The following is a 12409-nucleotide window of genomic DNA, read 5'->3' as shown; positions in this document are numbered from 1 at the left end:
AAAAATAACCATGCTATATTCAGGTATGAGAGATGGTTAAGCGCTCATCTAAATACAATAAATTTACTTGTGCTTATTACTCTATCCGAATAATCATTATGATATTGAACTATAATTGGTTTAAGGGAATTTTAAGGTAGCTTATGCCGTTATCTTCAGCGGGAGGTGGGTTGCCAGCTCTAATATTCATTTGAATAGCAGGTAAAATTAAGCGAGGCATAGGTAATTCTTCGTCACGGCTATCGCGCATTTGAACAAACTGCTCTTTGCTTATTTTAGTCTTTACATGAATATTTGTTTCTTTTTGTTCTTTTACTGTGACCGCAAAACGGTGATTTCGTTTTTCAGTCGGATAATCATGGCATACATAAATTGTTGCCTCATCGGGCATCAAGAGTAGTTTCTGGATTGAATCGTATAATGTTTCAGAGCTACCACCAGGAAAGTCGCACCTTGCAGTGCCTACGTCAGGCATAAAAATCGTATCACCAACAAAAATGGCCTCTTCATTTATAATGTAAACTAAGTCGGCGGGTGTATGCCCCGGTGTGTGCATTACTCGTATTGATAACTGGCCAACATTAAAACTATCTCCATCTTTTAATAGTCGGTCAAAATCAGCCCCATTGGGTAAAAATTCTTTTTCAAGATGAAATAGCGCCTTAAAGCTTTGTTGTACCGTTTTGATATGTTCACCTATGGCGATTTTAGCACCAAAGTGTTTTTTAAAATAAGGAGCTGCAGAGATATGATCGGCATGAGCATGTGTTTCGAGAACCCACTCTAATGAAAGAGAATGGCTTTGAAGGTACTCACCGATTTTTTTGGCACCTGATTCACAGCTGTTACCTGATTTATAATCAAAATTTAAAACGGGATCAATCAAGATTGCTTGCTGAGAGTTACTATCAGAAACAACATAACTAAAGGTTTCGCTATCGTCATCAAGAAATGCGTGAACATGAAATTTACTGTGCATAATATTCTCCAATAAGTCTGAACTCATCACTTGAATTAATAAAAATGACCGGAAGCAATAATATAAACGTTGGTAAAGGCTATGAAGATATTAGCGATTTAATTATTAAATAAAAAGGGCTAGCCAATGCTAACCCTCAAAGTTAATATTATTTATTATCAACAATAATACGTAACATACGACGCAGTGGCTCTGCTGCACCCCATAAAAGCTGATCGCCTACGGTAAAAGCGCTAATATATTTTGGCCCCATGGCGAGTTTGCGAATACGGCCAACAGGTATACTTAACGTACCGGTTACTTTAACTGGGGTTAAGTCGGTACTGGTAATGTCACGCTCATTAGGAATTACTTTAACCCACTCATTGTGCGAGGCTAAAATTTCTTCTATTTTTTCTACGCTAATGTCTTCACGTAATTTAATGGTCATCGCTTGGCTATGACAACGCATTGCACCAATGCGTACACATAAACCATCAATAGGCACAGGTTGTTTAGATGAGCCTAAGATTTTGTTGGCTTCAACTTGCGCTTTCCACTCTTCTTTTGATTGACCGCTTGGCATAGGCACATCAATCCATGGGATTAAGCTACCCGCCAGTGGCACACCAAACTGGTCTTGTGGCAAATCGCTTGATGCCATTTTTTCGCTGACTATTTTATCAATTTCTAAAATAGCTGAACTTGGGTTATCTAGTTGCTGTGAAACACTTGCATGAATAGCCCCCATTTGAGCTATGAGTTCTTTCATATTTCGCGCACCGGCGCCCGACGCAGCTTGGTAAGTCATTGGGCTTACCCATTCAATTAGGTCGTGCTCAAATAAACCACCCAGCGCTAGTAGCATAAGTGAAACCGTGCAGTTACCACCTACAAAGGTTTTAACGCCTTGCTCTAGCCCTTGTTCAATGACATCTTTGTTAACAGGGTCAAGTACGATAATACTGTCGTCACTCATACGCAGTGCAGAGGCTGCATCTATCCAATAGCCATCCCAACCTGATTCACGTAATTTTGGATACACCGCATTGGTATAATCGCCACCCTGACAGGTAACAATAATGTCCATTTTTGCAAGCTCAGAAATATCGCTGGCATCTAAAAGCGGTTTAGCTGCACCCGCTAACTCAGGGCCAAGCTGACCTGCTTGTGAGGTGGTGAAAAAGGTGGTGTCGATATGTGCAAAATCATGTTGTTGTTCCATTCGCTCTAGTAACACTGAGCCTACCATGCCGCGCCATCCGACTAATCCTACTTTTTTCATTGTTTGTTCCACTGTTTGATTCATAAAAGGAGCCTATACATTAAAAATTAAAAATTCATTGCGTGAGATTTAATTTTTACAGCCCTAAGCTAACACCACCAGCACGCTAAAACTAGTCAATAAACTGTAACTTAAATATTTTTCATACACATAAAAAAGCCCTGTATAAAATACAGGGCTAATGAGTAGTTAGGCGTTGTTATAAATCCTATCCTTGGGCTTTTACTTAAAACTCGTAACTATAACTAATATCAAAGTTCATACCGACTTCTTTAGAGCGAACAATAATATCTGATTGCGATACTTCCTGATCTTCATTAAGTAGGTTTTTAACTTTAAACTTCACCTTAGAGTTAAAGTCAGGGTAAAAGGTATAAACTAAATCAAGTGAATGAAATGGCTGCTCATAAGCATCATCTCGACTCGCAACACCGGCTGCTAAAATACGTTCACCAAATACGTTATAAACCAAAGAACTACTGTGCATTCCGTCGAGTGAATCGTAGTTAAGTTGTAAATTAACTACGTACTCTGAGTGACCCGTCATACGTTTTTTAGGGTTAGTTAAGGTGCCCGCAAGCGCAGGATCGATAGACGCTTCTGAATCACTCAAAGTTATATTACCACTGGTAAATAACCCTTCAGATAAAAACGTAAGATCTTGCAACCATTCAGCTTCTATACCGTAGACCTCAGCGGTTTCACCATTGATAAATGAGGCTGAATAGTCTTCATCGCCAATATTTAGAACCGTTTCAATGGGTGAAGTAATATCTTTGTAAAAGGCAGCCACACTAAACGAATTACCGGCTTCACCGTAATATTCATAACGTAGGTCATAGTTTTTAATTGGGCTACTTTTAAGCCCTGTACGGCCAAATGTTCTAATATCGGTAAGTGGGTCAAAGTAAGTAACCGGTACCACTTCACGAAAATCCGGACGAACTACCGTTTCACCATAGCCTGCACGTATTTGGTAGTTATCAGCGCCTACATAGGTGACAGAAAGCGCAGGGTACCAATCGTCGGAAACAATAGAGCCTGCTTGAATTTTTTCAGGGTCGTAGAAAGTATTTAAGTCATCTTGATCAAATATTAGGCTAGATGTACCAATAGACGTTTGTTTAAATTGTTCATAGCGTACACCACCGCTAATGCGTAGCCATTGATCATAAAACACATCAAACGAGGCGTAACCCGCATCTACTTTTTGTCCTGCTAGGTAATCATCCGCATCAGGAGCTGTTGGTTCGTTAAAATCAACCAGTATCGCGTTATTATTAATAAATTCATCGCTTAGATACCCGCTATTATTTAGCGCATTATCACTGCCATCATTTATAGTGATACCAGCACCACCACTGTTATTAATAGCAAAACTTGAGGTATTAAAAATACGCGCTCTATCTGAAAAGTCATACCCTACTTTAAATTCAACATCCATGCTGTCAAAGCTAAGCGGTAAGTTTAAATTACCACTGTAAGACTTAACTCGTTCTTCCATGTTGGTGTATGACATAATCACACGGTTATCATCACCCGTGATTTGAGAACCTACATACGACCCGTCTGTGTTGTACTCATCGCGAAATTCAAAATCAGCATTCGTCGGAATATCCGTTGTTGCCTTCGCTTCGGTATACTGCCAATCAGCGCCAATCCCCATGTAATCTAAAAAGGTGTGCTGACCAATAAACTGGGTAATATTGAGTTGTCGCTCTTCGTAGTTAAAAGTATGGTTACGATTAGCAACGCCATCCCCTGCAATACTAAATGTTGAACTACCCGCTGGACTTTGCGAAATAGCAATTTCAGACTCATCTTCATTATCAATAATGTATAGCTGCTGCGCTGATATACTGTGAGTACCTAAGGTATAGCCTAAACTAAATGACGCATTATAGCGCTCGTTTTCTGTGGTCACTTGGGAATTTTTTACAGTATTAAAACATGAATTTGCGACATCATCTGCAGTATTTAGCGCTGTCGTACAGTCAATTTTACCGTCTTCATTTTTTAAATCTTGGCTTATCACTGAGCTAAATCGGTCTTCAAAATCCCACTCATTTTTATAAGCGCCAGAAAGCATAAAGCCTAACTTGCCGCCAAAGTAAGATTCGCTAAAGCTATCACCGTAATGGGCTTTAATATTGTATTGTGGATCGAGAGAGTCTTCTTTTAACTCATAACCACGCGGTAACGACTTAAGCAATTCGTTATTAATCGCAGTCGCTTGCTCTGCACGCGTTGTATCACCATCGACTAAGCCATCGCGTTTTACTATGTTGCCAATACCAAAATCACCTCGGTATTGTGTTATTGCAGATGATAACGCATCAGGTAGTCCGCTTTCTTTACGGTTGTAAGTAAAGCCGTCACTTGCAGCAGTGTTATAACCAACACCCACCTCTACACCCGCTGTAAACTCGCTCGGTGCAGTTTTGGTTCTAATGTCAATATTACCGCCACCAAACGCGGCGGGCATATTTGGTGAGTAAGCTTTTTGTACTGCCATGCTTGAAATTATACTAGCGGGAAAAATATCAAGCGGGATCACATTGCGAGTTAGATCGGGGCTGGGTATGTACGCGCCATTTAAACGTGCGCTCGAATAACGTTCACCTAAACCACGCACATAAATGAACTTGCCATCAACGAGGGTCAAACCGGTTACACGCCTAAGGGCAGAAGCGGCATCGCTATCGCCAGTACGTGCTAATTGCTCTGAGCCTAAAATATCGGCTACAAAGGCTTGATTTTTTCGCTCTTCAACCACAGCAGCAGCACTGCCTTGTAAGCGCGTACCTACTGCCACTACTTCTTCTATTTCTTGGGCTACATCAACATCATTTTGCGCAGCAAATAGGCTTACAGATTGGGCACACAGCCCTAAACCAATCGCCCATGTAATTTGATTAAGTCTATGCTTTTTAGACATAAGATACATCCTGATCAGATTATACAAAAGAGGCGCCAAACGCTTATTATGCAAGCTCCAAGGCGCCTTCAGAAGTTTATAAATAGTGCTAAATTAGTCTGCGTTAGCCGCGGCTACTGCTGCTTCAACCCATTTATACCAATTTGACGTTGTATCCTGGTCCGATACGGCACCGATGTAATTTACCGATTCAAAGAACGAATCTTTTGTACTTAAATCAGTGGCTGTAACGCTCACATCTGTAGAAGCCGTATTAGTAGCAAAACCATTAGCAGCAAGTACAGAGACATCATCTGTTAAAATTTCACTCGCACCGCCATTTTCAAACCATGCTGTTTTAGTTTGTCCTGCAAGCGGACCACCAGCAAAGGTATCTGTATTAGCGAAATTATTTGAACATGCCATTACTGAGCTAGTAAAAGAAATGTTATCGGCTTGCTTTTCACCATCACCCGAGAATTCGATACATTGTGTATTAACTGCGTTTTTCTTAACAATTAACGCGTTATAAATGCTTGAATTAAATTGATCATCAAACTTGTAGGCTTGTGAAGGGTCATCATCACGAACTGAATTGCCATCAGTAGTAATCACAGTCACATTAGCAACCATCGGGTTTGAAGGTGACACTTGAGCAGAAGATGAACCTTTAACGCCGTCAGACTCAAAACCATTATTACCCATATTAACCACAGAACCATCGTTAAGCGTTACCGTACCGTGTTGAACAAATAAGTACTGCGCCTTACCTTGCCAACCGGCATCAAAGTCAAACGAATCATCTTGAGTATCAGTCACTGCAATATGCTTAAGCGTGGTTGCACCACCAAAGATTTCAATACCGTCATCAAAGCCTTGGTGAATATGAATGTAATCAAACTCAGAGCCTGAACCAACAGCATTAAGTGTTAATGAATTTAAATCATCGCCTTCACCACCTACGCGAGGGCCAGAGCCTGCATACCATACTTTAGCCCATTTAATATTACCGCTTGAATCGCTATTATCGTTACCACCAAAGTAGCTTGTTATACCTTCAGAGGCTACGTTACATGTACCGCCATCACGCTCTGCATCTGTACATTGGTCAGTAATACCTTGACCATTAATGATAATGCCACCCCAGTCAGCATAACGTGCACCTTCACCAGCTGTATCAAAACGGTCAAAGGCATTAGCTGAGGTAAATACTACTGGCTTTTCTGCTGTACCCACGGCTTGAATTTTTGCACCACGTGCAATACGTAAAATCGCTTCACCTGATTGAAACGCAAGCGTTGCGCCAGGCTCTACAGTCATAGTTGGGCCATTAGTTGGAATAGAAAAGCCATCAACTGTGTTGCCATCTTCACCAATTTGCAGGGCATCAGCAAATACATGTACACCACCGCCAGGTAACTCTTTAAATGTAATGTTGTTAGTAATTGAAATAGTTTTACTTGAAAATGAATCGTTGTATAAGCAATCTATACCACTGACCACACCTGTTACCGTGCCTGCATCTGATTCATAGCTTGCACATACAGCCTCATGATCAGTTGTTGAACCGGTGTTGTTATTAGAATTATTAACACTGTTGTCTGTACTGGTGCTGTTATCATTAACGGTTGGTGTAATTTCTATATCACCACCACAACCAGCAAGTGTCATTGCTGTAGCCACTAAGCTGATTTTGAATAAGCCAGATAATTTCATTGTTCACTCCGTAAAAGTATTTAATTATTGTGTTAGCGCATTAAGTAATAACTTAAGTCACTTTAAGGCACGATACTCATGCATTAAGGTCACTTGAGTTATCGAATACGAAGTACAATACGGGAGTGATATGACAATGAAGTTACACTTTAATAAACATAAAATGACAATGTTAATTAATTAAAAATCAATTAGTTATTTTAAAAATGCAAGCAAAAAAACCACACTAACCGAATGTTAGTGTGGTTTGAGTAGTGCAATTATGAAATGGTTTTTAGTGCGTCAATTAAGAACTAATAATCGCACTATAAAAATTAAAGCAGTGCTGTTTTTAATGTTTGCGCATGCATTTTTTCGCGTTTTACATATTTGATCCATTGCTGGGCTAAACGTTGCGACTTTTTGTGCTTTTCGGCTTGTTCAAACGCAAGGATAGACGCATCAAAATTTTGTAAATTGTATTGCGCCATCCCTAAAGCAACAAACGCATTTGATTCAAAATCAAGGCCGCCTTTATCCAGTGCCATTCGCGCTGCATCGGCAGCTTCGTCATACTGCTCTGTGTTTACATACACTTCAGCCAAGCGCTGATCGTATTTACCATGCTCTGAACGCTCTGCAGCTTTGGTAAAGTAACTAATCGACTTAGCATCTTCTTTAGCTTGTACCATGGCCTCGGCTACAAAGGCATAATTTTTAGCAGTTGGTTCAGCAATCCCCTGCTCTATTGCTTTACTCATTACACTGGCTGCTTTATAAGCAAGCTGATTATATAAATATACCTGCGCAAGCTGCCTTAAGTCAGATTTAGAGGTTAAAAATCCTTGTTGGTAAGCCGCCTCTAAAACACTAAGCTGCTGTTTTTCTTGACCTGTCTCACCGTACATACCGGCTAATTGGACCCAATACTCAGGTTTATTGTAAAGCTTTACCATACGCTCAAGTACGCTCACTACTTTATCGGTTTGGTTAAGTGAGTAATACATAGCGCGTTGCAGTACCAGCCAGTTTTCTTTGGGTATTTTGCCTTCGCTATCACTTAAGTTAATGGCTTGGGTAATGTAACTCAGGCCTTGCTCATAGTCTTTTAATTGATAGTAGGTTTGCGCCCTTAATAAATAATAGGCGTCGGTTTTAGGCTTAGTGTTTATGGCGCCCCATTTGTCTAAAAATGCAATCACCTTTTTATAGTCACTGTTAGCCATAGCAAGCTGCGCTAGGCTAAATGTCGTGCTCAAGCGAAGCGTTTCTGGAATGCCATCTTCGGCAATCACTTTTTCAAATGAGGCAATCGCTTTTACAAGGTCATTTTCATTGTAATAAATAAACCCATAAAAGTTATGCATCATCGCAATTTCATAAGAATTCATACTTGATGAGCGCGCTTTTATGCTGTCAAGCGCAGCCAAACCCGCTTTACTGTCGCCATCATCCGCAAGTTTTTGGGCGCGAGCCAATTGGCTGTATACTTTTTCACGAAGTGCGGGTACTCGTGTTGTTTTTTGCTGTTCAGCGGCCTGTACTGTCGCCAAATTTACACCCGGAAGTACACTTAATGCACTTGGTGTAACAATACTGGCACTGATTGCAACAGTGCACAGCATACTTAGCTTTAATAGCTTGGTTGTTAGTTTTAATTTCATAATTGCCTCACTTTCATTCTTTGCTCACTCAACAGAATTAACCATTAATTTGAAAAGAAATTTTATTTTGCACACCGGCTACTTCAACGGCTTCACCATTAACCACGCGCGGTTTATATTTAAACTTAAGGGCCGCATCCATCGCTGCTCTGTCAAACAATGACTCTGGCTCGGCCATAATAACTTGCGGGTCTTTCACTGTGCCTTGCTTTGTCACTGTAAATTCAACAATGACATACCCTTCAATACCACGCGATAACGCACGCCTTGGGTATACTGGTGCCACTTTTACTATGGGTAAATACTCACCATCACTGGTTTCTAACGCTAATCCACCCGCTAGATTTACATCCGCATCAACATTGGCAGCAAAATCAAAGTTGTTGCTGGCTGCGTTGTTATCGCTACTTTGCATTTGTGGCGATTCCATTGGCGGTGGTGGCTCTTTAGGTGTTGGTGGCTTTTGTGGTTTACGCTCCTTTTTTTGTACCGTTTCTTCTTTTTTCAAACGGACAAAATCTAACACATTCCCTTTGGCAGGCTCCGTCATGGCGCCTTTACCACCGGTGATCAATGCCTGCATACCTAAAAACAGCATAAAGGTCACCACACCCGCTATAATTAACGCAAGTACATAACGCATCACTCGTTACCCTTCTTGAGCCGCTATTGAAACATCAAATACACCCGCTGCACGCGAGGCATCCATGACTTTTATCAAGGTTTCTGTGGTGGCTTTTTTATCGGCCTGAATAACTACACTGCCTTGTGGATTTTCAGCTTTTAAGCGCTCAATGTTGGCTTGTACAGCGCGTACATCAATTTGACGTTTATTGATCCAAATTTCGCCTTGATCTGAAATGGCCACTAATATGTTAGCCCGCTCTTTTTTAACTGCGGTTGCCGCTTCTGGGCGGTTTACATCAATACCCGCTTCTTTAACAAACGAGGCTGTCACGATAAAGAAAATAAGCATAATAAATACAACATCCAGCATAGGGGTCATGTTTATTTCTTCTGCTTCGTCTTCTTGGAATAAATTACCTAATGGGGCTCTCATGTTATTTCTCCTAGAATAAGCGGTGATTATGTTCACCGCTTTTCAATAATTATTTAGTGGTCTAACACCATAGTGTCTTGCAACAATTCAACTTCACGCTTTGCTTTTCGTTGTAAATAGGTTGAGGCAAACACCCCAGATAACGCACCGACCATTCCTGCCATTGTCGGTATGGTTGCTTTTGACACACCCGATGCCATAGAGCGTGCACTGCCTGTACCTGTAATGGCCATTACATCAAAGACTTCTATCATCCCTGTAACTGTGCCAAGCAATCCTAATAGTGGACACAGCGCTACCATCACATTAATCAGCGGTAAGTTTGCGTTTAATCGCATACTAGCACGTGACACCATGGCTTGGCGTATTTGCTCTGCGTTCCAGCTGTTGCGTTCACTGCGCGTTTTCCAGGTGTTTTTAACGTCTTTTTTGTAGTCCCGATAGCCATTAAAAAAGTACATAAATCGCTCGAGTATCAATAACCACATCGCGAAAATTAACACGGCAATGACCAAGAGCACTTGGCCACCCGTGTCGAGAAAATCACGGATAGCATTGATTGAATCAATCAATAGCACCATGGTTTAGGCTCCTTTCTCGCTTCGCTCGGCAATAATACCTGCACTTTGTTCTTGTAAAATAAGCAGTAAACCTTTTGAGCGAGTATTCAATAAGGTGTATAAAAACACCGTTGGAATGGCAACAACAAGACCTAATACCGTAGTAACCAGGGCTTGTGAAATACCGCCCGCCATTAGTTTAGGGTCGCCAGTACCAAATAAAGTAATTGCTTGGAAGGTATTAATCATCCCGGTTACCGTACCGAGCAAGCCAAGTAATGGCGCTACCACAGAGATAATTTTAATAAGCGTTAAATTACGGGTGATTTTTGGCATTTCGCGTAAAATGGCTTCGCTTAACTTAAGTTCAAGCGTGTCGTAGGCCACATTTGGGTATTGATCTTTCACTTTCATGACGCGCCCTAACGGGTTGTCATCACGGGCTGTATCGTCTTTTAATTGACGACGGATTTTTCCACCCATCAGCATGAGCGATACAAAACGCTCTAGCGCAATTAATAACGCTAATAAACCAACGCCTAAAATAACGTAACCGACCGCACCACCTTGATGAACTTGCTCGCTGGTATCAGGGGCTTGTACTAACAAACCTAAAATTGAGCCGCCTGTTGGGTCAAGCGCAAACGGTACAACACCCGTGTTTGCTTGCTGCAAATCAGCCGCGGTCGCAGTAAAGCGGCTACTTGGTTGGCGAGTAAGCTGGCTAATGGTATTGGTGGCCGGTGTATACTCTAGGTACTGACCGTCACTAATAAGGTTAAATGCACCCACACGTACCACTTCTTTTTGTACTTTATTGCCACCGTCAACAATTACATCAGTACTGAAGCGGCTTACTTTTCCTTGTTCGGTCATTTCGCGTTGTAGCTCAAACCAAACCTTTTCTATATCTTCAATAGACGCAAGCTTTGAAGTTGAACCCATTTTTTGCGCCAATTCATCCATAAAAGTACTACGTCCAGGTAACTGTGCCGATACCACAGAGGTTGCAAACTTATTGCTTGAATCACCAGCAACTTGTTGTAGCACACCAAATAGCTCTTTTAATGAACCCATACGCTTTGATAAGGTATCAGTTAGATTAGCCAATTTAATTTCATTTTCTTCAAATTGCGTCTCTAAACGCTCTGACTCGCTAAGCATTTGGTTACGTTTAGCTTGGGTGTTTTTAAGCATTTGCACTTGTTCATTTTGGCGTGCTGCAAATTCTTGTTCACGTTGTTTATTTTGCTCTGATTGCGCTGATTTACCCTGCTCTAAGGTTTTTAATAAAGCATCTAAATTCATCGGCTCAGCGGCAATGCTGGTGCCCACAAAGCTTAAGCTGGCTGCAAACACGGCCATTTTTGTCATTTTCGTTAATAATTTCATGGTAAACCTCTTATTCTGCAGCGTGAATTGGCAGTGTTAACATATCGGGGGCAAGTTGTTTGCGAGCAATGCGAAGCCCTTTATTAATTTGGCTTATGGTTGAATCTGGTAGCGCAACAAACGACTGTGACTGCTGATCCCAACTACCTGCTTGTTTACCATCGCGGGTGAGGTAAATTAGCTCTAAACGACCAATGCGTAGGAAGTCGACTTCGCGTTCTTTATTATCCATATCAAGCAATGCGGTATACGCCTCAATAGTGCGTCCGTAGTCAACCTCAACTTGGTAAGCTTCTAAAACACGACGAAATTTTTCACTTGATGAAATATCAGCACGCGCCATCATTGCATTTAATGATTCAAGGCGCTGCTTACGCTCTTGCTTTAAAAACGGCACATCTAAGGCAACAAACTGTTCAAGCCCGGTGATCATACGAAGCATTAAAGGGGTTATTTGGCGTTCAATTATCGATACTTGATCCATCGATAAATTAATCGACTCCATCTCTTCTATTTGATTATTTAACTGTTTGGTAAGCTGTGCGTTATAAACGGCTAGGCCATCTATTTCTTTATTTAGGGTTTTAAATTGCTGTAAACGCCCTTGCATTGAATCTGCAATCTTGTCTATTTTTGTTTGTGATTGCGCAGCTAAATTATTAATTTCGCTGCTTTTATCAATTACCGTGTTTAAATCATTGGCGTGGACTGCTGCACTTGCGGCTACAATACCAGCTAAAATTAATGGTTTAACGCCTTTCATCGTATACACCTTTGCTCGTTAATTAGCGGATTTGCTAGTGTTTATTAATCGCTTTAGCTTGTTTACAAAAAAACAATTTAAAGCGAGATAGTTTCAATGAGCGAAAGTGTATAGA

The 12409-nt window shown here is 41.0% G+C and carries 10 protein-coding genes; all 10 read right to left on the bottom strand.

From position 1 onward, the window contains the following. Positions 1-109: 109 nt before the first annotated feature. The 10 genes from A9479_RS08700 to A9479_RS08655 all read right to left on the bottom strand — a co-directional run bounded on the left by A9479_RS08700 (position 110) and on the right by A9479_RS08655 (position 12294). Positions 110-979 carry an MBL fold metallo-hydrolase gene (locus A9479_RS08700; RefSeq protein ID WP_064663216.1) on the bottom strand — a complete coding sequence of 290 codons (870 nt, stop codon included), beginning with the start codon at positions 977-979 and terminating at the stop codon, positions 110-112. Positions 980-1127: 148 nt separating this feature from the next. Continuing rightward, the gene (gene asd / locus A9479_RS08695; RefSeq protein WP_064663215.1) at positions 1128-2267 is read right to left on the bottom strand and encodes an aspartate-semialdehyde dehydrogenase; all 1140 of its coding nucleotides are present in this window, start codon (positions 2265-2267) and stop codon (positions 1128-1130) included. Positions 2268-2469: 202 nt separating this feature from the next. Continuing rightward, a complete protein-coding gene (locus A9479_RS08690; RefSeq protein WP_028834591.1) occupies positions 2470-5181 on the bottom strand; it encodes a TonB-dependent receptor in 2712 nt (903 codons plus the stop codon). 93 nt (positions 5182-5274) lie between these two features. Beyond that, the gene (locus A9479_RS08685) at positions 5275-6876 is read right to left on the bottom strand and encodes a hypothetical protein (RefSeq protein ID WP_064663214.1); all 1602 of its coding nucleotides are present in this window, start codon (positions 6874-6876) and stop codon (positions 5275-5277) included. A gap of 314 nt (positions 6877-7190) precedes the next feature. Next, positions 7191-8519, bottom strand: coding sequence for a lipopolysaccharide assembly protein LapB (locus A9479_RS08680; protein ID WP_064663213.1), 1329 nt, complete (start codon positions 8517-8519; stop codon positions 7191-7193). 37 nt (positions 8520-8556) lie between these two features. Beyond that, the gene (locus A9479_RS08675; RefSeq protein ID WP_064663212.1) at positions 8557-9162 is read right to left on the bottom strand and encodes an energy transducer TonB; all 606 of its coding nucleotides are present in this window, start codon (positions 9160-9162) and stop codon (positions 8557-8559) included. A 6-nt stretch (positions 9163-9168) separates the two neighbouring features. Then, entirely contained in the window at positions 9169-9579 is a 411-nt protein-coding gene (locus tag A9479_RS08670) for a biopolymer transporter ExbD (protein ID WP_008111500.1), read from the bottom strand. A gap of 53 nt (positions 9580-9632) precedes the next feature. Beyond that, positions 9633-10160: a MotA/TolQ/ExbB proton channel family protein gene (locus A9479_RS08665; RefSeq protein WP_064663211.1), complete on the bottom strand. Its 528-nt coding sequence runs from the start codon at positions 10158-10160 to the stop codon at positions 9633-9635. A gap of 3 nt (positions 10161-10163) precedes the next feature. Continuing rightward, a complete protein-coding gene (locus A9479_RS08660; RefSeq protein ID WP_064663210.1) occupies positions 10164-11531 on the bottom strand; it encodes a MotA/TolQ/ExbB proton channel family protein in 1368 nt (455 codons plus the stop codon). A gap of 10 nt (positions 11532-11541) precedes the next feature. After that, on the bottom strand, positions 11542-12294 hold the full coding sequence (locus A9479_RS08655) for a DUF3450 domain-containing protein (RefSeq protein WP_064663209.1): 753 nt from the start codon (positions 12292-12294) through the stop codon (positions 11542-11544). Positions 12295-12409: the final 115 nt, after the last annotated feature.

Source organism: Pseudoalteromonas sp. MQS005, from assembly GCF_001661605.1.
In the GTDB taxonomy this organism is placed as follows: Bacteria; Pseudomonadota; Gammaproteobacteria; order Enterobacterales; family Alteromonadaceae; genus Pseudoalteromonas; species Pseudoalteromonas tetraodonis.
The sequence above is the reverse complement of the archived record's forward strand: the minus strand, read 5'-3'. Positions and strand labels throughout refer to the sequence as shown.

What these genes read in the sequence shown, in the direction of transcription:
- A9479_RS08700 (WP_064663216.1), bottom strand. Translation starts at nt 979, where the DNA reads ATGCACAGTAAATTTCATGTTCACGCATTTCTTGATGACGATAGCGAA.
- asd (WP_064663215.1), bottom strand. Translation starts at nt 2,267, where the DNA reads ATGAATCAAACAGTGGAACAAACAATGAAAAAAGTAGGATTAGTCGGA.
- A9479_RS08690 (WP_028834591.1), bottom strand. Translation starts at nt 5,181, where the DNA reads ATGTCTAAAAAGCATAGACTTAATCAAATTACATGGGCGATTGGTTTA.
- A9479_RS08685 (WP_064663214.1), bottom strand. Translation starts at nt 6,876, where the DNA reads ATGAAATTATCTGGCTTATTCAAAATCAGCTTAGTGGCTACAGCAATG.
- A9479_RS08680 (WP_064663213.1), bottom strand. Translation starts at nt 8,519, where the DNA reads ATGAAATTAAAACTAACAACCAAGCTATTAAAGCTAAGTATGCTGTGC.
- A9479_RS08675 (WP_064663212.1), bottom strand. Translation starts at nt 9,162, where the DNA reads ATGCGTTATGTACTTGCGTTAATTATAGCGGGTGTGGTGACCTTTATG.
- A9479_RS08670 (WP_008111500.1), bottom strand. Translation starts at nt 9,579, where the DNA reads ATGAGAGCCCCATTAGGTAATTTATTCCAAGAAGACGAAGCAGAAGAA.
- A9479_RS08665 (WP_064663211.1), bottom strand. Translation starts at nt 10,160, where the DNA reads ATGGTGCTATTGATTGATTCAATCAATGCTATCCGTGATTTTCTCGAC.
- A9479_RS08660 (WP_064663210.1), bottom strand. Translation starts at nt 11,531, where the DNA reads ATGAAATTATTAACGAAAATGACAAAAATGGCCGTGTTTGCAGCCAGC.
- A9479_RS08655 (WP_064663209.1), bottom strand. Translation starts at nt 12,294, where the DNA reads ATGAAAGGCGTTAAACCATTAATTTTAGCTGGTATTGTAGCCGCAAGT.